Origin of the sequence: Photorhabdus kleinii (assembly GCF_025384885.1) — a bacterium.
In the GTDB taxonomy this organism is placed as follows: Bacteria; Pseudomonadota; Gammaproteobacteria; order Enterobacterales; family Enterobacteriaceae; genus Photorhabdus; species Photorhabdus kayaii.
The window spans coordinates 15,106-40,548 of sequence record NZ_JAJAFY010000013.1; the positions used below are offsets into that span (position 1 = coordinate 15,106).

General features: G+C 45.4%; 8 protein-coding genes and 1 pseudogene. 5 read left to right on the top strand and 4 right to left on the bottom strand.

Going from position 1 to position 25,443, the window contains the following annotated elements; genetic code table 11:
* Positions 1-504: 504 nt before the first annotated feature.
* The 3 genes from LG003_RS08955 to LG003_RS08965 are packed head-to-tail and all read right to left on the bottom strand — an operon-like array spanning position 505 to position 5,902.
* Positions 505-2,355, bottom strand: coding sequence for a type I polyketide synthase (locus LG003_RS08955; RefSeq protein WP_262980564.1), 1,851 nt, complete (start codon positions 2,353-2,355; stop codon positions 505-507).
* Positions 2,348-3,895 (bottom strand): biotin/lipoyl-containing protein, encoded by a 1,548-nt coding sequence (locus LG003_RS08960; protein ID WP_112877912.1) that lies wholly within the window; start codon positions 3,893-3,895, stop codon positions 2,348-2,350. Before LG003_RS08960 ends, LG003_RS08955 begins: the two co-directional genes overlap by 8 nt.
* Before the next feature lie 9 nt (positions 3,896-3,904).
* Positions 3,905-5,902: a dehydrogenase E1 component subunit alpha/beta gene (locus tag LG003_RS08965; protein ID WP_228900291.1), complete on the bottom strand. Its 1,998-nt coding sequence runs from the start codon at positions 5,900-5,902 to the stop codon at positions 3,905-3,907.
* 1,502 nt (positions 5,903-7,404) lie between these two features.
* Here LG003_RS08965 and LG003_RS08970 point away from each other — a divergent pair.
* On the top strand, positions 7,405-8,811 hold the full coding sequence (locus LG003_RS08970; RefSeq protein WP_262980565.1) for a carbohydrate porin: 1,407 nt from the start codon (positions 7,405-7,407) through the stop codon (positions 8,809-8,811).
* Positions 8,812-8,910: 99 nt separating this feature from the next.
* On the top strand, positions 8,911-9,210 hold the full coding sequence (locus LG003_RS08975; RefSeq protein ID WP_112877908.1) for a helix-turn-helix domain-containing protein: 300 nt from the start codon (positions 8,911-8,913) through the stop codon (positions 9,208-9,210).
* A 75-nt stretch (positions 9,211-9,285) separates the two neighbouring features.
* On the opposite strand, the pseudogene LG003_RS23625 reads toward LG003_RS08975, so the two are convergent.
* Positions 9,286-9,487: pseudogene (locus tag LG003_RS23625) on the bottom strand (transposase); the annotation flags it as partial.
* Between the two features lie 1,300 nt (positions 9,488-10,787).
* Here LG003_RS23625 and LG003_RS08980 point away from each other — a divergent pair.
* The 3 genes from LG003_RS08980 to LG003_RS08990 all read left to right on the top strand — a co-directional run bounded on the left by LG003_RS08980 (position 10,788) and on the right by LG003_RS08990 (position 25,432).
* Positions 10,788-11,606 carry a 2OG-Fe dioxygenase family protein gene (locus LG003_RS08980; protein ID WP_112877906.1) on the top strand — a complete coding sequence of 273 codons (819 nt, stop codon included), beginning with the start codon at positions 10,788-10,790 and terminating at the stop codon, positions 11,604-11,606.
* A 93-nt stretch (positions 11,607-11,699) separates the two neighbouring features.
* On the top strand, positions 11,700-24,170 hold the full coding sequence (locus LG003_RS08985) for a hybrid non-ribosomal peptide synthetase/type I polyketide synthase (RefSeq protein WP_262980566.1): 12,471 nt from the start codon (positions 11,700-11,702) through the stop codon (positions 24,168-24,170).
* Complete coding sequence (locus LG003_RS08990; protein ID WP_262980567.1) at positions 24,167-25,432, top strand: MFS transporter; 1,266 nt, start codon at positions 24,167-24,169, stop codon at positions 25,430-25,432. The genes LG003_RS08985 and LG003_RS08990 overlap by 4 nt, the downstream gene beginning before the upstream one ends.
* The last annotated feature ends 11 nt before the right edge of the window (positions 25,433-25,443 follow it).

Here is a 25,443-nt window from a genome sequence, read left to right on the forward strand (position 1 = left end):
TAATTATATTATTAAATCAGGACAATAATAACATTAACCAAACTGGCCTTAATCCTCACTAAAAATAACTATTTCAAAGATGTATATACCCTATGGATTTCAAGATGGATCGCGACGGCAAGGGAGCGAATCCCCGGGAGCATAGATAACTATGTGACCGGGGTGAGCGAGTGCAGCCAACAAAGAGGCAACTTGAAAGATGACGGGTATAAATACAAATTTTTTATTTTAACCAAGAAATATATAAAATTAATCCTACTACTCTCAATAAAAATCTTATTATGCTACAGCAGCTAACATACTCATTAGAGAAATACCCTTTAACTGCTCAAGCATCGTTTTAATTAAATACTACTTTCTTAGCCAAATCCGCCGAGGACCTTCTTTCAATACAAACGGAAGCATAAGACAAAAACAAAAGAAACCCCACAACCTCTGCCGAGATTGTGGGGTTTCTACAATTATTTCATCATGCTCTCTGGTTTTCCTGTCTCGCTTCACTGCCTACTGTTTTGCAACCACGGATTCATTGTGAGGTAACCAGTAACGCCGATGTTCAAAAGCATATTTGGGTAATCGAATACGCAACGGTTTCTGCCCGGAAGGCCAGCAGGTACGCCAATCTATATCCTGACCTCGTAACCATAAAAATCGAGAGTCATCCTCTGCCATATGAAGCCATTGATCTTCTTTAGTTGAAGCAGACGAAGCAAAGTCCCGTAGCTGCTTCAGAAGATCCTGCCGTGATGTTGCAACAAATAATGCCCGATAAGATAACGCTGCCCTACCAAACTGTAATGTCCAGCTAACCGCTGGCAGTTCAATGCCTTCATCGTTCTCAATAAAATCCCCTAGCATAGCCACCATTTTTTGTAACGATGCCTGGCTATTAGCCGAGATGGGATAATAATACCCCTCTAAATTGGCTTTAATCTGTTGCTGCACTTGAGTTGGCGCCTCTTCCAGAATGACATGTGAATTGCTGCCACCCAATCCAAAAGAGCTAAGTCCAGCGAAACGTTTTTGCCCTACCCCAACCTGCCAAGGATTTTCCTCTGTAGCCAGTTGTAAACGCGAACCCACACTATCAATTTCAGGATTCAAACGCTGAAACGCGGCGCTAGGTACAATAGATTTATGCTGCAACATTAATAAAACTTTAACGATGCCAGCTAACCCCGCAGCGCCTTCTAAATGCCCAATGTTGGCTTTTACTGAACCAATATAGCAAGGTTGTGGCATCTCCCCTGAATTGTCATGGTTAAAGACTTCATTAAGCGCATTAAATTCTATGGGATCACCCAACGAGGTTCCCGTTCCATGTGCTTCAAGGTAACTGATTTGTTCCGCAGAAATTCCAGCCTGTAGCAAGCAATCTTTAACCAACGCAATTTGCTGCTCAGGATTAGGTGAAGTCAATGAATTAGCACGTCCGCCATGATTGACTGCCGATGCCCGAACGTATCCATAAATCGGATCCCGATCCTCTAAGGCCTGTTTTTGCGTTTTCAAGAATAGACAGACAGCCCCTTCACCACGGACAAAACCATTAGCATCCGCGTCAAAAACCCTACAACAGCCATCTTTAGATAACATTCCCGCCCGGTAATAAGCAGCCATGTTGAATGTGTTGCTCAATAGGTTAACGCTGCCAACTATCGCCTGTTGGCATTCCCCTGAACGCAATGAATTCACCGCTTGAGTCAGTGCCGTCAATCCACTTGAACACGCGGTATCAATTTGCAAACTTGGACCAATAAAGTTGTAATAAAATGACAATCTATTAGCCAGAAGGCAATTCAGTGTCCCTGTCGTTGCATAAGCATTTGCCATCGCCATATCGGCCGCAACAAGTTCACGATAATCATTACTGCACGAACCAATAAAAACACCCGTCTTTGATCCTGAATAGCCAAGCGGATTGGCGCCACTATCTTCGATCGCTTGCCAGGTCAGCTCTAATAGCATTCTCTGTTGCGGATCCATCATGGCCGCAACTCGCGGAGAAATACCAAAGAATGGCGCATCAAAACCATCAATACTATTGAGTAAGCCCGCTTTCAGGGCTTTTTTAGGTAACGGAATGACGTAAGGTTTTCCGGATGCAAACCGCTGCTCTGGAATCTCTTCTATCACACTGCGTCCAGATCTTAAGATCTCCCACATCTGCTCTGGAGAATCTTCCGCCCCAGGAAGTCGGAAAGCCATGCCCACAATAGCAATAGGCATCTGTTTCGTATCACCCGCACTACTTACTGAGGAAGTCATGGAACTTAAATGCTCCAACAAGGCAGATTTAGCTATCCGTTGTTCATCCGGACTAAGCGAATGATATATGTGATACAGATTATCCATGCTTTCCTCCTTCTATGAGGCGCTGTAACCTTAATGCTGCTTCGCCATCAAGACTACGCATCGCATTAATAAAGTCATCTAAGGAATGTTTATTCTCAGTCAGTTCAGTTTTGGAAACGTCCAGATATTCAATCAATCGATGCGGCGAGCTATAACGCCAGAACAGCGTCGGCGATAATTTTCGACGAAAATGCGCCGACATCAACTCTGCAAGTTTTACTGCCTTGAGCGAATCAATGCCCAAATCAGCCCAAGTGCGCTGCATCATTGATTCAGTAAAATCTTCGTCCCAATTCAGGAAATCCGCCAGCAGCGTGCGTAATTGCCCGGAAACCGATTTACCTGATTTACCTTCTATCTGATGCGCGGTAGATCGTGGCCCAGACAGAACACGAACCTGAGTAATAATCTCGGTAATAAATTCAGACGCCTCTACCCCATTGAGCAGATAGTGATTAAATGCCAGAACGAGGTTCATCTCTTTGTTGTGAGGCGCACCGATGAACAATGTTGACTGAGATGGCGGCACAATAACAGGTACAGCAAAGGTAGCACCATCGTTGCCGGTATACGAGATCATCATAGGAACATCAATATCAACGGGCAGTTTTTCCACATCGGGATCAAGAACACCATTCAAGTGTTGCCTGAACTCAAAAAAGCTCATGGTCTGCGTTTCCGGTACTTTTAACGAGCTCAAATCGCCTTTTTCATCCAGAAAAGCAATACCCAAGTTGATATCCGTATAAGTGTGATAACGCTCTTGATCCAGCGCTCTCGAACGCAACATCGGGAATTTTTTCAATGCCTGAGAAATCGCATAAGTGATGACCTGAAATGGCGTTATCCATTCCTGTTGCCCGGAGGTTTCCGTTAAATGATGAATGGCGTTATCAACAAGCTCAATCGGTAGTGGTTTAGCTGCCCAACAAGGTTGTACCGTAGCACTATTTAACCGTATTGCACGATTAAGACGCTGCTGATCTCTGGACAGAAAACCCACATTGTCATTTTCTGCATTGCTCTTTTCTGACGGCTTAGTTTCACGGTACTGCTGGAGGTAATCATCTATATGACCAGGCAATAATGTCCCATGTTTTTCCGCCAGTTGGCTAAGAATGTGCGGCTCAATTTGGTGTTCTTGTGCGTACTGACGGGTTTTTGGCGGAATACGCGCAGGAGGAGCGGATACTTCTGGAGCCGCCTCCACTTTCTCTATTTTTTCTACTTCCTCCGCCACTCTCTCCATTTTCTCCGGCGGAGGCGTTAACTCTTCACTGACAGAGGAAGGCTCTGCCATCTCTCCAACAGCTCTGATGACTGCAATAGGCGATCCAACAGGGATAATATCATTTTCCGCCGCCAACCATTTTTCCAAGATCCCCTCAACATCAGACTCAATAGTAAAGGCGGCCTTATCCGTCTCCATTTCATAAACAGGTTCATCACGCTTGACATGATCCCCCACCTGCTTAAGTAACTGGATGATGACGACTTCAGTGGTTCCTTCTCCCATCGGGGGAATAAGCAACTGTGCCATAAGTTCTCCTTAGCTCATTACCGCATAGACGGAGGCCAAAATGTCATCCGTGCCGGGTAAAACAGCTTTCTCTAAACAAGGATTAAAAGGAATATGAATATCTTCACGCGTCACCAAGCGCGGAGGTGCCAATAAAGAGAAGAAATTGTCATTCTCATCCAAAATATCAGCAATAATGGATGCACCAACACTGGCCGTCCGGGTATCCTCCTGTACAACGATAAGCCGCCCGGTTTTGCGTAAAGATTCCGCAATCCGTTGTTTATCCCAAGGTACCAGACTACGTAATTCAATCACTTCAATGTCAATATTGTCTTTTTCCGCCTGAAGAGCTGCCATAGTCGCAAGTTGAATCGTATTTCCCCAAGCAACCAGTGTAATATCTTTTCCTGCCCTGACGATATTTGCCTGCCCAAGCGACACCGGACTCACCAACCGACGCTCATGGCGCTCTCTCATAAGGTGTTTAGGGATCAGGATCAGACTCGGCATATCCAGACTTAACGCGGTACGGAACAATGCGACGGTATCAGCCGGTGTCGTTGGAACAAGAACGTTAATACCGGGAATATGCGCCAGGATACCGTCCGAGCTTTGGCTGTGCCATATACCGCCGCCAGGGAGATAAGCGCCATAAGGAGCATATATCACTACCGGACAGCGCCATTTTCCTACCGTTCTCCAACTTAAAGTGCCAAGTTGTGACTGTAACTGATTGAGACCTAGCCCAACAAAGTCAATAAATTGCAGTTCAACAATCGGACGCCAACCACAGGCGGACAATCCAACAGACGAACCAATAATTGTGGCTTCTGAAAGGGGAGCATTAATAACACGATCAGGATAGCGAGTGGATAAGCCACGGGTGAAACCAAAAACACCACCTTTAGGATCTTCAATATCCTCACCAAATAGCAGCACATTCGGATGCTGACTCAATGCCTCGTCCAAAACCTGATTTACCGCTTTGACCTGTGTCTCTTCGGCTTCCATCTCAACATGTACGGTAGGCGTTCCTTCACGATTGCATAAATAGGTACTGACACTTGCAGGATCCGGCTCTTCTTCGTGGTAAACACGCTCAAATATTTCCGCGACATCCGCTTTAATGCGCTCTTTTTGTTCAGCCAGAGCTTGCTCGGTAATCGCTCCTTTTTCCTTTAAATAAGCGACATAATTTTCAATAGGATCCTGTAGTACCTCCAGTTCATCCGGGGTACGGTACAGTTTGTGAGAATCTGAATTGGAATGAGAATCTAACCGATCCATACGACAAACCAATATGCAGGGAGTCCGCTCAAATCTCGCCTTATTGAATACCTCCTGTGCAACAGGAAACAAAGTTTCCGGTTTGCGGGCATCAACACGGCGAATCAAACACTCGTTAAATATTCCCAACCGATACGGAGCCATCTTCTCCGTTGAGGTACTAATACCCAATTTATTATCGGAAACCACAAAGACTACCGGCAAACGCCTTTCAACTGCAAAGCTGACCGCTTCATAAAATTCTCCCTGCCGAGTCGCCGCATCGCCGACACCACACACGACAAGCCCATTTTTATTGTCCAACACGCTTGCCCAGGCGGCTCCAGCCGCGGGAATACATTGGGTTCCGGTCAAGCTGACTACCGAGAAGATATTATGCTCTTTGGAGCAGAAATGATTCGACATGGTTCGGCCGGCCGAGTGAGAAGTGGCCTTACCCATAAGTTCCCTTGTCATTTCAACAATAGACATACCACGCGCTAATACTAATGCCCGATCACGATAGTAAGGAACCAGTACATCATTCTTTTCCATAAGCTGAGGCAACACAGCCAACCCTTCATGTCCAGCAGCCGACACATGGAACCAAGCTCGACCTTGTCGTGTGACTATCGCACTACGATTATCAAATTCCCGTGACAGCAGCATGTCATAAAGTAACTTTTGCTCATCCAAACAATCATTAATTGAAGGGCTGTGTTCCTTAAGAGGTACTTCATTGATCTGTACGTCTATCACTCTCTTTTTCCTCACAAATAGTTAACGTGGTAGTTGTCGTTATTGCGCTTAATGCTTGATAAAAAAGCGAATACGGGGTAGTCCCGTTCATGATTACTTGAGAGACTATAGATCCCGATATAAGAAGTGAATGTAGGGCTATTGCCTACACGAATTGCAAAAGACAGAGATATACGGTCACAATTTTTAATTACGTTTATACCCGTCATCTTTCAAGTTGCCTCTTTGTTGGCTGCACTCACTCACCCCGGTCACATAGTTCGCTATGCTCCCGGGGATTCGCTCCCTTGCCGTCGCGATGCATCTTGAAATCCATTGGGTATATACACCTAACATGGGGGGAAAAATTATCTCCATAACCAGAAATGGTTTCGGTCGTCATGGTATTCCCTAAATTTTTATCATTGTCCTGAACATAATGTGACACCATTTAAAAAACTCCAACCGATGAACAACCGCCATTCGTTAAGAGTAGGGCCAACAAGCACCGGCATTTCCATGATTACAATACAATATAATCACAATACAATTAAAAAATAGGTTCTTACCTATATCTTTGAGCTCTGCAATGATAAGACATAGGAATAATTCATTACTTTGCTAAATTATTTTGATAATCAGATTTTTTCGACAAGCTTTTCATTAGGTATTTTTATGTTTAACCAAGACATAGCCTCAATAATAACACGTATTATATCAATCGAACTTGAGCCTTTATGCTCACATTAGAATTCATTATGTTTTGTGATGAATATCAATAATGACCTCCTCATATCAAACAATAGATAAAGCTGAATTGACGACATCATCCAGCATCAATCCTGATATTTTATAAAAATTTAGCTTATTATCTCTTATGTTTTATCATAAAAAAAACTGTAGTAATGCGGGAATGATCACAAAAAGGGTAGCAAAAAATTTAACTATATGATTATTATGAAGTTATCATCCCAAACAGCGCTGATATTATAATGCAATCAGTAGGATATCAACATATAAAAATATATTTCATAACCTTTTGAATATATTACCAATCATTCAAATAGTAAATTTAAAAAATGATAAGATAAAATATAATTCCCAACAGATTGATTTTAATGAATTTATCTCTATAAATAATAGAATCAAATGTATCATTTTCACACTTCGAAAAATGATTAATTCATGCAATTATTTCTACTTCAGATACTCTTTCTCATTTCAAATAACAACAACTTTGACAGCCCCCTTTGTTTAACATTGACAAACAATTCCAGCACTTTCGTACCATGCCAATCATTCCTGTTGATCTTGAAAACGCAACCTTGACCACTCGGTGGTGGAAATCCATTCCACCGTTACTTATCTTTCATGCCGAATTTGAGTATTCGATCACAATAGCTTTATCTGGTTAGTAGAGTTGATTGCGATCTGCTAATCAACTCAATTATCTTTTAGCCCAAAAACCAGCTTGATAATTTAACTACGATATAATAACTCATATCCCAAAAGGATAGCATATCATGAAAAACCTTCACTATCTGATTGTCATACCAGGATTAATATTTTCAGCCTCTGCCCTTGCTTCACCCACCAATAGCATCGAGGCACGCCTGGATGCACTGGAGCAGCGACTGCAACAAGCAGAACAGCGAGCTGCCCAAGCAGAAGCACGAGCCACTGCCGCCGAGCAACGCGCACAGCAACTAGAACAGCGCGCTATCGAAACCAAACAACAGACCATACAAATAGCACAAAGCACCACTCCGCTGGAAAACAGTGCTTCATCAACCAGCAACTTGAAATTGAATGATTTTGGCGATCTAAAATTGTACGGCGATGTAGAATTCAATCTCGATAGCGCCAGCCGAACCGGTCAGCTTACTTCACTTAAAACCAGCGATAATAAAGACTGGAAACCTGGCGACAAAGAGCGTTGGAATGTTAATGGCCGCATTTTGATCGGGCTGGACGGTTACCGCCGTGATCAAAACAACAACTTTGCCGGCTTTAGAGTGCAACCATTAGCAGACATGACTGGCAAAATGAATCTCGACGACGCCGCTTTTTTCTTCGGCAATGAGAAAAACTGGCAGGTAAAAATCGGGCGTTTTGAAGCTTACGATATGTTCCCACTCAACCAAGATACTTTTATTCAGTATTCTGGTAATACCGCCAATGATTTGTATGCCGATGGTTTCGGCTATATCTACATGATGAAAGAAGGACGTGGCCGCAGTAACAGCGGGGGCAACTTGATGCTGAGCAAATACGCTGGCAACTGGTATTTCGAACTCAATACTCTACTCGAAGATGGCACTTCGCTATTCCGAGATAACATCTACCACGGTAATACATTGGAAAATAAAAAAAATGTCGCTTATTTGCGCCCGGTAGCAGCCTGGAAAAAAGATCAGTTTAGTGCAGCCATGGCGATGGAGAGTAATGTCGTCAATAACGCCTATGGCTACCAGAATAATCAAGGGCAATGGGTCGATCAATCCAGACGCAATGGTTACGGCATGACATTAAATTGGAACGGTCTGGAGGCCGATCCTGATGATGGCATTATTGCTAATCTGAATACCGCCTATCTGGATGCCTCAGATGAACATAATTTCACTACCGGAATTAATGTGATGTGGCATCGTTTCGAACTGGGTTATATCTATGCCCATAACAATATCAAAACGTTCAATACTGACGATACAACCGCATATATTAATCACCCATTCAATGAGCCGGGTAAATACGATATAAATACCATCCATATGTCATATCAGATTCCTAATATTATGAATATGAAAAACTTTAATCTCTATCTTGGCGCCTACGTCTCTATGCTGGAAGCAAATGCCAACAACAAAATTGCCAACAGTAATAATGACCGACGCTACGGCGCACGCGCCAGATTTAAATATTTCTTCTAATTGCAAACTAATGGGTGTGCAGGACCAAGACGAGCAATGTCTCCAACTATCCACTACGGTTGGGTTCATAAAACATCTTGCGAAACTGGAAAAATAATCATGGCTACTTACAGAGAACTGTTGGCTAAAGAAAGTCCTGAAATGCAGGCACGAGTCGCGGAACGGGTCGAAGAAGCCAGTATCCAGATCGCCCTTAGCCAACTGCGTGATGAGTTAAAAATTTCACAAACAGAATTGGCCGCTGTTATAGGGGTTAAACAGCCTTCCGTTGCTCGGATGGAACAAGCTGACAATGATCCAAGGCTATCAACACTTAAGCGCTATGTGAAAGCATTGGGCGGTGAATTGAGCCTTGAGGTGACTCTTCCAACAGGTAAGCGCATAGCTTTCCACCTTTAAGGAAGAAAGTCCGCAGAGCGGACTTTCTTCAGATCATTGACAACGTGCTGTTTTTTATCCGGCACTTTGGTTTAATTAATCTCGGTTTCGTTTAAAAATAGCGATATCACAATCCCGTAAACTCAAGCTCGGTTTTTTAGGTTGGAATGTATAAGCAATTAGTCCAGCGACGATTTCCAATAAAAAACCGATCTGATTACAGTGTCTTAAATGCTCTATCTGAGAAATATTTCTTGAGTTGGTCCACGACTGGTTCTATCAAAAGTTTATCCCTGAGAGATAAAGACACATCAATAATATATTACATTCTTCACCTTGATTATGTATTTTAGCATTATATTTAATCTAAAAAAAATAAAAACAAATAACGTAGAAATATATCTCCTATTAAATTAACTTATTGAAAAAATTAATAATTATATTATAAGTACTTTTAAAGCATATTAGTTACCATTAAACACACCACGTTCAGTACCATTACCCCAATTTTATTATAATTCCCCAATTATTCATATGGTTTAAAGATCTATTTTAATCCATGTTGAGTACCAGTATTAATACTAAAATCCGTAAAACAGATAAATGGAAGATAGAATTTAATGAGTATAGTGCCGTTCCTACAAGGAATAATCAGACAAAGATCGTATTAATAAAAGATTAGCATGAAAAATTAAATCCACGTTTTCTTCCGAAGATAGTAAGAATTGATGGATATTTGAAAAATTGGCAATCTATTTATATTCAAAAAATATAAATGGCAGAATTTTATTACTGACAAGCCTTTACTAGCTAAACTGGCACTAGATAGTCCATTAATTTCTTGAGTTGATGATATACCAGATTTAAAATCAATTAAAAATAATATAATATTCTAACACCCCTTTATATGTAAATTTTTTTTGACAAATAAAAAATAAAAACCCAAGTTGACATTGTATATTCTGCGATCTATTTTCTAATTAAATTTTAATGAAAATATTTTTATTGTTAGGCTGTTTATATGATTGGCGGAAGTTACAGCAAAGGCGCTTCACCCATTAAAAAAGGGTTAAAATAATGATATTTAATAATGAGTTAGGATTTTCGAGTCATGAAATGATCAGTGAAGAATTTAGATAAAAAAATTGACTTTACTAATCCTTATGCGCTGCTAGCCAGGGATGATAAAGGAAAGATGGATGTCAAAGTATTGTCGGAGGACGCTATTGTTTCACCCAGCAAGAAAGGCAATGCTATTGAGGTGATTAATTCACTCAAAAAACGGTTGTTATACTATAGTAGATTTGTCTAATGGCCTATTGATTTAAAACTATCTCTCTCATTTATCTAGCAATATTCTTTACTATCTGACTTGTCAGAAATTGATTGATTGATTTTGTAGATCGACAAAAAGCATGGCAATGTTGTTGTACTTACTATGCGAAATCGAGATATTCTTATTTATAGGTGTTTTTTTAAATCATTAAATATAACTAAATAATCTTTTAAGTTAATTAGTATTAACTGGTTTTTCCTAAGATATCGTAATTAATTTAATACGATGTCATCGTAGTTCACCCTAATAAAGAGATATTACAATGGGCTGGAATATATTTATTAACGCACCAGATAGTTACCGTCTTACTACCGCACATATCCGCAACAGCTTGCATCAACAAGGGTTTGCCACTTTCAATGCCACCGATCTTGACCTTTCTGACAGTGAAAAAATCGATCTTATCTCTCTGTGTGAATTATCTAAGTCACTGCCGTTAGATCGATTTGGTGAAGATGGTCGTCACCGCAGTTATTGTGAAGGAGTGTGGAGCCGTGAAACAGAAACTATTGATTGGAAAACAGGTCATCAGCAGCCAGATGGTAGTATAGAGATTGATTATCATCAGGGAAGTGAATATCAACCTGAATTTGGTGGCGTGGTACGTAAATTCCTGCGCATGCCTGATGAAATACTGAATAAAGGGCTGCTTAATAAACTCATTTGGCACGATCTGAGTCTAACCGGCATGGCAGAGCATTATTCCCGTTTGCTGTGTGGTGTACATTTGATCCGAATGCAAGCACTACCTGGTAAACCGGCAAAAATTACGCCTAACTGTTTCCATCGTGATGGTCAGCCGTTCACCGCTGTACATTTGATTGAACGTTACAATGTCGAAGGCGGTGCAACGCATATCGCGCCGCCTTTTTATGCAAATTGCCAGCTTGAAGAAGTCCCTGCTCATAAGATAACTCGCTTTACCCTTAATGATCCCCTTGATAGCTACATCATCGACGATGCAGCGATTTGTCATTACATCAATCCCGTAACTTGCGATGAAAACTCCAGCGTTGGAGTCCGTACTATCATTCTGATTGATTTCACCCCGCTAGAACAGAGTGACACGTGTTCCCAGTAGCGCTTTTGTCACGAAAACGGCCGACAACCAGGAACGATAGTTTTTACGGCAATCACTAAGCTTCAAGAACCCTTTTATCTTAGGAAAAATGTTGTGAGTAATCATTCAAACACCTCATCAAATGTTCCGTTCTTATTGCCAACACCTGCTCAACGCAGGCTATGGCTTATTAGCCAAGGAAATATGGACTCAGCATTATATAACGTGCCATTTTCGTTACGTTTGCGTGGTACGTTAGATAGGAAAGCGCTTGAACAAACTATTATTTTTATGATTGAGCGTCACCCCGTGTTGCGTTCACAATTTCATGTTCTCAATGGAGAATTGCAGATAACGTTGCATCCGCAGTGGCCTGAATTACGTATCAGTGATCTCAGCTATTACTCCCCGGAAGAATGCGAAACCAAAATAAAGTCAATCTATAATAACGAAGCCAGATATTGTTTTAATCTCAGTAACGATTTGCCTTTTCGTTGTTTATTGCTTCGTCGGCAAGAAAACGATCATCAGTTGATATTTACGCTTCACCATATTGTATTTGATGATTGGTCTACTCACGTTTTTCTTAATGATTTTAGCCATGCCTATAACCAGTATAAAATCGGTCAACAACCTAAGTTGGCAGCAATTACCTACCCGCATGTCAGTGACTCTGTAACAGATATTCATATGAATAGCGCCCGTCGGCAACGCTTACGCAGCTATTGGGGAAAACAGCTCGCGGAATTGCCTGAATTACATAAATTACCCACAGATCGGCCGCGGCTATTGGAACAACGGGGATGTGGCGCAGTATATCAGACGTCACTTCCTCTATCTTTCGTTGGACGTATTTCTAAAATCTGCCAACGTTATGGATTAACACCTTATATGGTGGCGATTTCCGCTTTTGCAGTATTACTGAATCGTTATTCACACGATGACGACATCGTTATTGGCAGCCCATTTGCGAATCGTCACAGTATTGATGAACATGTCCGTCTTGGCTTTTTTATCAATTTGTTACCACTGCGTTTTCGCTTTAATAAAGGGATAAGTTTCAGTGATCTATTGGTCCAAGCGCGCGATATATTGCTTGATGCATATGAAAATGCTGATTTGCCGTTTGATGAGATTGTCGATGTGGTACAGCCCCTGCGTTCTCTGAGCCATCCCCCTGTTTTTCAGATTATGTTTGATTATTTGAAGAGTCCGGGACAAGCATTGCAACTGGGTGGATTAGAAGCAGAAATACAATTTATCCATTCTGATACTGCTAAATATGATTTGACGTTATCGATAGAAGAATCCCCGACCTCACTACTCTGTCTGGTTGAATTTGATACCGATTTGTTTGATAACCTCACCATTACTCGCATGGTGAATCACTATGAGAAATTGTTGGATTCCTTGTTAAGTGAACCTGAACGTTCTGTCGCCACATGTAGCATGTTGCCGCCAGAAGAGCTGGAAACACTGGCTCGCTTCTCTCGGCCGGCAGAACCTCTACCTATATTGGAATTTATTTCGGTAGCTGAACGCATCAAGTCACAGGTGCGTAATAATCCAGATGCACGAGCGATTGTTTGGCGTGATCAACGTTTCACCTATGCTCAACTGGACGAGTACGCGCAATGCCTGCTCGCGAAGATGCGCCAGTGTGGCGTTGGGCCGGGTAACCGGGTTGCAGTATTGATGAGCTACCGGCCAGAAATTGTCATCTCTTTTTACGCTATTCTCTCTGCCGGTGCGGTTTATGTGCCGTTGTCCCCCTCTGATCCTCGCTTCGCCGATAAGATAAATGATGCACAGCCAGTACTGATCCTCACCAGTGAACAGGATGCTGTTAATTTGCTTGATTTTCGTGCCATTGTGCTGGAAGTTGATGGGCTGTTTCGTCAACCAGCGCCGCCGGATGTGCAACCAATCTGGTCAGTTCAGGAGAGTGATTCAGCCTATGTTATTTACACTTCTGGTTCAACCGGTAATCCAAAAGGAGTAGAGGTAAGCCACGGTAGTCTGCATGCATCGTTCCATGCCTGGTGCCATGACTATCGTTTCACCCAACCCGGTGAGCCGGTATCACTACAACTTGCTGCACCTATTTTCGATCTCAGTATAGGGGATTTCAGTCGTACTCTGGGCTGTGGTGGATGCTTGGTTATGTGTCCGCGTGAGTGGTTGCTAGATGCCCCTGAAATGCACCGCTTAATGATGAGCGAAGGCGTGACCTTCGGTGATTTTCCTCCTGTGGTACTGCGTCAATTAATTCAGTTCTGTCAGGATAATGGGAAACGTCTGGATGGATTATCAACACTGGTATGTGGAGCTGATGTCTGGTTCGGTCATGAGATGCATGCAGCACAAGCGCTGTGCCGCCCAGACGCGCGTATTCTGGGTTCTTACGGTGTAACTGAAGCAACCATTGATAGCACTGTTTTTGATCCAGAAACACATCCATTGGAAGCCGGGCGAGTAATTCCATTAGGTAGGCCGCTGGCTAGCTGTGAGCTATTCATTGTTGATAAACACCTGCAACAAGTGCCGATTGGCGTTAGTGGTGAATTATTGATTGCGGGTGTTACCGTAGCAAAAGGATATCTCAATAATCCTCAACTCACGGCAGAGAAATTTATTACCGGCAAATTCGATAGCCAAGGCCGTTTTGTGGCAGACAATAACAATAATAGCAGTACGCGATTCTATCGTACCTCAGACATTTGCTGTTTCCTGGCTGACGGCACTATTGATTTCATGGGACGCAGTGATCATCAGGTTAAAATTCGCGGTTTTCGCGTCGAGTTAGGCGAGGTGGAGAGTGCATTACTGGAACACGCAGATGTGCGCCAGTGTGCGGTTGTCGCCTGTAATGACAGTACAAATAATAAAGTGCTGGTCGCCTATGTTGTGTCATCGGCTGATACTGACAAGTTACGTGGTTATTTGTCCCTGCGGCTACCCAGCCATATGATGCCGCGTGCTTTGGTGTTTCTCGATAAATTACCAACCACCCCTAACGGGAAGGTTGATCGCAAGCGCTTGCAAGTTCCAGATTTTTCGCTACCAGAAAATCAGGAATCTATGGCAGAACCGACTAACGCCTGTGAAGAACAATTGCTGGCATTATGGAGAACAGCATTAGGGGTTCAGGTCATCGGTACGGAAGATAATTTCTTCTATTGTGGTGGCAATTCATTAATTGCTGCCAATCTGATTACACAGATCAATAAGACATTTAATGTTCAGCTTAAGCTTTCCACTATTTTCAATCATCCGACTATCGTCGGGTTAGCCTCGTTACTGGACAGTATTGAAAAGGACAGCGTTAAAAAGAGCGGTGCGAAACAGAGTATTACTGTGCAACACGTTTCGCAGGTCAGTGATTTACTCTCATTCGGTCAGCGCAGTTTGTGGTTGATTGCCATGCAACGGCCGGATGATTGCAGTTACAACTTGCCTTTCACATTGCGACTGCATGGTAATCTGCATTTTAGTGCATTAATGCAAGCGCTGAATGACGTCATGCAACGTCATGATGTATTGCGTACCACATTCTCTAGCCAAGTCAGCAAAGTAAGCGGGCCGGATGGAACATCCAGTTTTGAACCCAGTTATCAGGTTGCGTCTGCATTAACGCTAACCCTGCGCCAGCAAAATATCGCCGGCGATGAGTCAGCGCTGGCACCGAAGTTGCGGGAAGAAGTGATGGCAAGTTTCGATCTCGCCAATGGGCCACTCATCCGTGCAGTACTGTTTACGTTATCCCCGCAAGAGCATGTGCTTTGTATTACTCTGCACCACATTATTTCCGATGGCCGTTCGCTGGCAATACTTTTTGATGAGTTACGGCACTGCTATCAGGCACGTCTGGTCGGTAAGGTCCCCACACTACCCGTGTTGGAAGCAAACTATGGGCATTTCATTACCTGGCAGCGCACTCGACTGACTGAACCAGCGGTACAGCAACAGATTCATTTCTGGCGTCAACAATTGGCGGATGCGCCAGCTACTCTGATACTGAATGAGATGGCTGCGCCAACTGACGAAGCGGCTGCAATAAGTTGTGTTGTTCCCCAGGTGTATGTTGAAGGTGTAGAGAAACTGGCTCGCGAGCAAAACTGTACACCGTTTATGGTCTGGTTGAGTTTATTTGCACTCCTGTTGCGCCAGCAAAGTGGTGAGCAGGATCTTATAGTCGGAACACCGGTGTCACTGCGCACCATACCTGCATGGGATGCACTGATTGGCTACTTTGCTAATACTTTGCCGGTACGTATCAATAGCGGTAAGTTGCAAACTTTTCAGCAACTCTTGATGCATACGCGACGGGTTAGTCTCGACATCCTTGAAAATCGTGATTTGCCGTTCGATTATTTGGTAAAAACACTCAATTTGCCTCGTATGGCAGGTAAAAATCCTGTTTTCCAAACTATTTTTTCCTGTGAATTGGATCAATCAAACGATGCAACATTGGGGGACATGAAGGTTTCAGACGTCGAGTTGGGGGACTATCGCGCCAAAATTGATTTGGAACTGGCTATTAACCGGGTAAATGGTCAGGTTTACGCTCACTTTATGGCAATGCCGGGGGTGTTATCTGCCGTTACTCTGGGACGGATGAGTAAGCATTTGCTGGCTATGTTGCCACAAATCATTGAAAAACCAGATACTGCATTGGCTGATTTGTTGGCGATTAATTCTGGCGATATTGCTCAACCAGAACTCGCTGTTGATAAACCACAGGGGCTGTTTCAGTTATTTCAGCAGAACCTGTCCCGGTATAGTGAACATGTGGCGCTGGAAAGTGATGAATTAAGTCTGAGTTATCAGCAGCTTGATACATTGACGGCATATGTGGCGCAGCGACTACAACAAGCAGGTGTAGGCCGTGGTGATCGAGTTGGCATTCTGATGGGGCACCATCCACATAATGTCACGGCGATGCTGGCAATTAACCGGATCGGTGCGGTGTTTGTGCCGCTGGCTCCTGATAACGCCGAACCAGCAAATCGGTATGTGATTAATAATGCGGAAATAAAAGCGATATTGTGCCGAAATGAAACAGCGCCTCTGTGCCAGCGTCTTGGTCTGGCGGCAATTAATATCGATGAGTTAGATATAGCCAATGCACCCTATATGACTATGGAGGCGATCTGTCAGCCGGATGATTGTGCTTACGTTATTTACACTTCTGGCTCAACGGGTAAACCGAAAGGTGTTGCTGTCACCCACCGCAGTGTCTGCCATAACATTCTGGCAATCCGCGATGAGCTGAGGCTTGAACCTTCTTCTCGCATAGTGCAGTACTCCTCGCCCGTGTTTGATGTGATGTTGGGAGAAATTTTTCCAGCGCTTGTAGCGGGTGCTTGCGTGGTCTTCGGTAAGAAACAGCAACTGTTGCCTGGCAGTGATCTAACAGAGTGGCTGGCACATAAACAGATTACGCATATGTGGATTGTACCTTCCGCGTTGGCGATAGTGCCGTTAGTACCGCTGCCTAATCTCCAGATGCTTATCGTAACCGGTGAACCTTGTATGCCCGAAGTCGCCCAACGTTGGTCTGTAGGGCGCAGGCTGATGAATGGATACGGCCCTACTGAATGTGCGATTGTGGTATCCCTTACCGATTATCATGCCGAAGGACAAAATCTAGTGCTGCGTCCAATGGGCAATGTCCGCTTCCATCTGCTTGATGAACAGAGAAAGCCCGTGGCACCGGGGGAAATGGGTGAACTTTATTTAGCGGGAACCTGTGTTGCACAGGGCTATTTGGGTATGGATGAAAAAACCGCTGAGGTGTTTTTACCCGATAGCTTTGCACCACAATTAAAGGCTCGTATGTACCGTACCGGCGACATGGTGCGCCAACGCATGGATGGCGCACTGGAGTTTGTTGGTCGGGTTGACCGTCAGGTAAAAATCCGTGGTCATCGAATTGAACTGAATGCTGTGCGTGCCGCCCTAAGTGCGTTACCGGGTGTACGTCAGGCCGAAGCGCTGGCGATCACCGATAGCCAAGGGAATAAAGAGTTGGCGGGATACATTGTCGGCGAAACCAGCCGCAGTGAGATCCTGAGCGAATTACGCCAACAGGTTAATGAAGTGATGGTGCCAACAGCGCTGTTCTTCCTTGATGCCCTGCCTACCGGTATTACGGGAAAAGTCGATCTGAAAGCGTTGGCTGAAATGAAACTGACACGTGCCGGTCAGCATCAATCTTCTCCTTTGCCAGCCAAAGTTGTGTCATCACTCAGTCGCGTTGAGGCTATCTGGCGTGAACTGCTGGAGAGGGATGAGATCGGTTATGACGAAAACTTTTTCGATGCTGGCGGCCACTCACTACGGGTTATGGCGCTATTCCAGCAATTGAATGAGGCGTTTGGTGGAGGCTTGTCTGTGACCGATATTTTCGCTCATCCCACCATTCGACAACAGGCTCAACTACTGGACACGCTATCGCAGCAAAAAACACCTGTTGCAGTCGCAGTCACACCGCTGATAGTCACTGAAAAGAGAGCAAGACCAACGTTGGATGTTTCGACTCAGGATAGCAATGCCATTGCGATCATTGGTATGACTGGCCGCTTCCCACAAGCGCTAGATCTCGACACTTTTTGGCAGCAGTTGTTGGCAGGTTACGATGCCAGTGTGGAGTTGTCTGACGAGGAATTGTTACAACGTGGTGTCGATCCAACGCTGTTAAGTCACCCACAGTTTGTCAAACGCGCACGTTTGCTGGAGGGTTGTGCGGAGTTTGATGCACGTTTCTTTGGTTATTCATCACGTGAAGCGCAGGTGATGGACCCGCAACAGCGGTTGTTTCTTGAAATGGCATGGGAAACGCTGGAACTATCTGGCTACGGCAATGATAGTACACCGCGTTCAGTAGCTGTCTTTGGTAGCAGTGGCTTCAATTATTACCTGCTGGAAAACGTCATGCCAAATAAAGACCGGATGCACCTCGACCCCGGTCAGTGGCAAATAGGTAATGACAAGGATTTTATCGCTACACGTACTGCTTACAAGCTGAACCTTAGCGGACCGGCTGTCAGTATTGGCACCGCTTGTTCGTCATCACTCACCGCTATTCACTTTGCCTGCGAAAGCTTACGACGCGGTGAATGTGACATGGCATTGTCAGGTGCTGTAGCGCTGGACCCGCAACAGGTTGGCTTTGTCCATGTCAGTGGTGGAATTATGTCTCCAGATGGCCTTTGCCGACCATTTGATGCGGCGGCCAACGGTACAGCCAGCGGCAGTGGCGGTGGGATGATATTACTAAAACGTCTGTCCGCTGCTTTAGAAGATGGCGATACCATCCATGCGGTAATTAAAGGTTCTGCTGTCAATAATGATGGTGCACAAAAGGTGAGTTACACGGCACCAAGTATTGACGGCCAATCTTCAGTGATCAAAGACGCACTACGTAATGCCGGGGTATCGCCTGCCAGCATCAGTTATATCGAAGCACATGGTACGGCGACCTCTTTAGGCGATCCAGTAGAAATACGTGCGCTGACTCAGGCTTTCCTGGAACAATCTGATGGTGAAGTGTTACCTGTAGGGAGTTGTGCAATAGGCTCTGTGAAAGGAAATATAGGACATATTGATGCTGCTGCCGGTATAGCCGGTGTAATCAAAACCGTGTTGGCGCTGCGTCACCAGACTTTGCCACCAAGTATTCACTATCATCAAGCCAATCCTGCGATCCACTTCGAACAGACCCCGTTTTCTGTAATCAATACAGCATGCCCTTGGCCGCAAACAAGTAAGCCACGTCGTGCCGGTGTAAGTTCTTTCGGCATTGGCGGCACTAATGCGCACCTTATTCTGGAGGAAGCTCCGCGTCAGCAAGATGTCCGTATATTAGATAACGAGTGCTGGCATCTGCTGCCGATTTCAGCGAAAACGCCACAAGCGCTAATTCAGCAAGGGGAACGCTTGGCAGTCGCACTGACTACCGGTAATGAGCCATTGGCGGATATTGCCGGGACTTTGCAACAAGGACGCAGCGCTTTCAGTGAGCGTGCTTTTGTTGTGGGAAGAGATCGGGAGCAATTAATCAATCAACTACGCCGACTATCACCACAGACTAAGACTATGAGTCGCAAACAACAGCCTCGATCGGTGATTTTTATGTTTCCGGGACAAGGCAGTCAGTCTATTGAAATGGGTCAATCGCTCTATCTACGTAATGGTGTATTCCGCCAGCAATTTGATCGCTGTGCCGAACTGCTACAGCCACACATCAAACTGGATATCAGGCAGTTAATTTATCCGCAATCGGAACGCGACAATGCTGTCAGCCGGTTAAATGCTACACGTTATACTCAGCCTGCGCTGTTCACTGTTGAGTATGCGCTGGCCCGCCAGCTACAAGCTTGGGGTATTACCCCCCAAGCAATGATTGGTCATAGCCTCGGTGAACTGGTTGCGGCCTGTGTAGGGGGTATGCTTGAGCTGGAAGATGCACTGGCATTGGTAGCAAATCGAGCTGCAATTATGCAGCGCCAGCCCACAGGGGCAATGCTGGCGGTACAGGCATCATCTGAACGTATGGTTTCGCTGGCACCAGAGTGTGAATTTGCAGCGCTCAACGGGCCTGAACAGTGCGTGATAACTGGCAGCCATGACAATATTGCGGTACTGGAAGAGCAATGCAACAAGGCAGATATTTCTTGCCGGCGACTAACGACATCACATGCATTTCATAGTTCATTGATGGATGCTGCCGCGCAACAGATGCGGGAATTCAGCGCAGGCTTCACGCTACAATCCAGTACCATTCCGATGATATCCAATATCAGTGGCAGTTGGTTCAGTGAACAAGATCGCGATAATTCTGGTTATTGGGGAGATCATCTGCGTCGGCCGGTACGCTTTTATGATGGTATTCTTACGTTGCTGAACCATTTTGACAATCCAATCCTGCTTGAAGTCGGTCCAGGGCGTGCACTGACCAGCATGCTGAAAGATCTACAGCAGAAAGGCCAGGCTCAGACACTAACCACGATGCGCCATACTCACCAGCAGAAACTGGATGAAGAGGTACTGTTCAATACCATCGGGCAATTATGGCAGCAAGGAGTCGCTATCGATTGGGCTGCATTTGGTCATTCACACAAATTACATCGGGTTATACTGCCTGTGTATCCCTTCCAACGCCAACATCTCTGGCTGGCACCTCCTGTCACTACATCAGCCGCAGTAATGAATACACTACCGGCTTTCACACAGTTATCAGATAGAGAGGGAGTCACACAGTTTATTTGTAAGCTAGATGATAATGTCTGGTTTATTGATGAACATCGCATTTTCGCAGGGAAAGGTGTATTACCGGGCACAGGTTGCCTGGAATTAGTGCGCCGTGCTTTTCACGAATTGCAACCCGGGGGCACAGCTACTTTCAGTGAAGTTTACTTCCCCTCACCGTTGGTACTATCGTCAGGTGTTGAACGTCAGATACGCATCAGCTTGACCACCATTGATCGTAGCTTTGCCTTTACGCTGGAGTCTCGCGATGATGGTAATGATATGTGGCAACTTCATGCAAACGGCAACGTTACTGCCGTATGCTCTCCACCAGCAGAGATTGCTTCACCTTATGAGTTACGTCGGAATTTGCAGCTTGAAGCAGTTGCAGAGGCGCCGGAGCGGTTCAATCAGGCATTTGCTGACTATGGACCGCGCTGGCAATGCATTGCAGGTGTGTGGATGGGTGATCGCTGTGCGTTGGCACAGTTGCGACTCAATCAGGCATTTATCGATGATTTGCCTGATATTGCATTACATCCGGCTTTGCTCGACTTAGGCACGGTGTTCTTACATGCCTGTCTGTTGCCGGGTGATGCTTCAATACCGTTCCATTATGGTTCGCTGACGCTGCACCAGCCATTATGCGCCGAATTTTACAGTCTGGCGGTTGAAACGGCTCCACGGACTTATGACATAACGCTATTTAGTTGGGATGAGAGCCAGAATTGCAAGCAGGTGCTGGTTGAAATCCACGGTTACAATTTACGGCAGTTCAATTCTTTACCATTCCAGCCAGCAAGCGAGTCGAATGTAGTACGGTGGTGTCGTTACCCTCGATGGTTGCCGAAGCCTCTAGGCGAAGCAAAACAGAATCATGCGCCGTGGTTGATTTTTGGTGCCCAAGCCGCTGAGCTGAGTGATTTATGGGAAGCGGCGGCGCCCGGCAGTATCGTTGTTGAAGATGCTGATGAATTTCTGCAACAGAGTACCTACCGCTTTCGTTTGCGTAAGGATCAGCCCGAAGATTATCAACGACTGATAGATTGTCTGATACAGCAACAAATGCTACCAGAACGTATTATCTGGTGCTGGACTGCGGCAGGAATTTCTCAACCAGAGGCTGCATTTGAACAACTGGCGGCTGCAATTAAAGCGCTTACCGGTCATCACAGGGTTTTTAATATTACCCTAATTTCCCGTGGGTTACAGGCAGCCAAGGTGCTGGAAGCCTGTAATGCCGCACCCGCGCTTGGTTTGATCGGAATATTGGCGGCCGAGTACCCAGGGTGTTCTGCACGTCATATCGATCTGGATGATGACACTATTGCTACATATCAATCGCTGATTGCGGAACTGTATACGGATATGCAACCGGAAGAAGCAACAGAAGGAATACCGGTTACCAGCATTACGCTTAAGCAGGGTGAGCGTGAATTGCAGACATTTACTGAGCTTGATGAGATCCCGCACCGGCAAATTCTGCGTGATGGCGGTGTTTATCTAATTACTGGTGGGCTGGGAGGTATCGGTCAGTCACTGGCGCGTCACATCAGCAATAAATGCAGTAAGGTTAAACTCGGTATTTTGAGCCGCCGGGGAACTAATGCGGCAAGTGAAGCTTTACTCGATGTGTTACGGAAATCTGGTGCTGAAATCATGATGCTGTGCGCTGATGTTGCTGACGGTGTGGCATTAAATGAAGCATTGGCACAGATGAGAGCAAGATTTGGTGCTATCAACGGTGTGATTCATTCAGCGGGTATTGAAGCCAGTGGATTGCTGGAGCATGGCACGTCGCAGGATTGGCGGCATGTGATGGCGGCAAAAGTCAGTGGTACACAGCAATTGATGACGGCGATGAGTCAGGACTCTCTCGACTTTGTTCTGTTGTGCTCTTCACTTGCCTCATTGGTAGGTGGAATGGGTCAGGCAGACTATGCGGCGGCGAACCGTTATCTTGATGCTGTGGCACACTACTGGCGACAGCAGACTATACCGGTAACGTCAGTTAACTGGGATACCTGGGCAGAAGTGGGTATGGCCGTGGATTATGCTGCACGCCGTCAAGAAAGTGTGATTGGTCTCAGTAATCAAGAAGGCTGCGCTATTTTCGATCTGGCTATTGCCGGAAGGGAAGCACAGGTCGTTGTCAGTAAATTTACTCCTGTTCGGCGCGTACAATTGCAGAATTCATCGGCGATATCTGATTCTGCCAGCCCAGAGGAAGCAGTTCGTCAATTGTGGTATGAGCTACTGGGTGAAGAGACGATTAACCTGGAAGATGATTTCTTCGAGCTGGGCGGTCATTCGCTGTTGGCAACGCAGATGATCTCCCGTTTGCGTGACCATTTCCAGCACTGTCTGACGCTGGCGGAGTTTCTCGAACAGCCGACGATGGCACGTGTTGTCCGTTCACTATCTGACGATAAAAAGAGCCTGGCTCCTGAAAATGCTCATATCCGCTACTGCCTGGTACCAATTAATCACGGCGGTAATGGTAATTATTCACCTTTCTTTTGTGTGCCGGGTATGGGAGGCAATGTTACCCAATTTATGCCCCTAGCCGCGGCATTACCACGAGAACTGCCATTTATCGGTATGCAATATTTGGGGCTTGATGGAAAAACTGCGCCGCACCAATCGGTGGAAGAGATAGCAACACATTATATTGCCTGTTTGCGCTCGGCTCAAAAACAGGGGCCATATCATATCGGCGGTCATTCATTGGGCGGCAAAGTGGCTTATGAAATAGCACGGCAGCTTCATACTGAGGGAGAAAGCATCGGTTCTCTGGTGCTACTCGACTCTGCCGCGCCACCCTATGCACCGGTTCCGTATCAGGAAGATGCTGATATTGCCAAAGTTATTCTTGGTATTTTTGCCTACTACACTGACCGACTGGAAATGATCGACAGCTTGGATGACGACGAAATGCGTGCATTACCCCGCGAGGCGTTACTAAGCTATATCAAAGAGCAGCTAAAACGTTTCTCGTTGATTCAGGCGCAGAATGATATGGGCTCAATTAACGGATTGTTCAATGTCTATCGGGCTGCGTCGGATATGTCACCGAAATATCGTCCAATACCCGTACAGTTGCCAATTCCTATGCTGTTAGTAAAAGCGGTGGAACCACTACCGAAAGGGGTTGTTGTGCCGGAGATCCGCGAGACCAATGCCTGGGGTTGGGAGAAGTTCTCCAGCCTTCCCATTCGTATCGCAGAAGTGCCGGGGAATCACTATAGCTGCCTGATGGAAGAGCACGTAGCACATGTATCGCGGGCGATAATCCATCACTTTCCGTCAATAATAAAAGGAGGACAGGTATGAATGATTCTTCCCCAACGGTTCACCTTCCTGAAAACCGCCAGCATAAACGCCGATTGGCCGTGATCCTAATGACATTGGCTGTGGATGCTTTGGGTATCGGGATTGTACTCCCGGTTTTACCCGATCTGTTGCGGGAGGTTGCCCCTCAACCACCGGAAGCGGGTGTGCCGTTAATCGGGTTATTTGTCTCACTATATGCTTTTGCACAGTTCCTTTTCGCCCCATTGTTAGGGGCGCTTAGCGACGCTTGGGGAAGGCGGCCGGTATTACTTTCAACACTGTTTGGCACAGCGCTGAGCTATACGCTGGTGGCGACAACACCGTCATTAGGATGGCTGGTAGCCGGTATATTTCTTTCAGGCTCCACTGCCGCCAGTACTTCCGCTGCATCAGCTTACGTAGCAGATGTGACACCAGAAGCACAGCGGGCAGCGCGTTTCGGTCTGGTCAGTGGTGTTCTTGGCTTCGGCATGGTTGCCGGGCCAGCCTTCGGAGGGTTATTGGGCATGATTGCACCGCGCCTTCCGTTTGTGATTGCTGGCTCACTGGCAGCCGTGAACGCTATTGCCGCTATGTTCGTTCTGAACGAAAGTCTGACCAAAGAGAACCGGCGTTCGTTCGACTGGCGCCGTGCCAACCCTTTGGGCAGCCTGAAACTACTGGCGACGGATGGGGTATTGAGACGACTGGTTTATGCTTCAGCTCTTGGCATGGTGGCTTATGGCATTTTTCTGGCCTGTTTTGTCTTACTCAATGAAATGCGTTTGGGCTGGGGACCACGTGAAAACGGTCTGGCTCTCACCGGGCTCGGCGTCGGGATCATCATAACGCAAACTTGGTTGCTAAAAATGTTCGTAGCGCACTGTAACGAATACCGCACAGCGATCATCGGTTACGGACTCTATATGTTGGCGTTTATCGCTTATAGCCTGGCGGTATCACCACTTATTGTTGCTGGTGCAATTGCTTTGCATGCACTGGCGTTGATCAGCGATTCAACGCTTCGTGCTTTGATTTCATTGCGTGCCGGTAATGAGCGACAAGGGGAATATCTGGGAGCACAGAACTGTATGTTGGGTCTGGCTATCACTGCTTCACCGCTGTTGGGAGCATTATTGCTGCATTTTTCATCTAGCCAAGGACAATCTCTCTATTTTCAAGGGTTTCCCTTTGTTATTGCTGTCGTTGTTTGCTTCTGCGCCATATTGATTTTGCTACGTGGTTCTCAGGCAGACATCACATTACGCAATTTATATAAATAAAAATATCACCA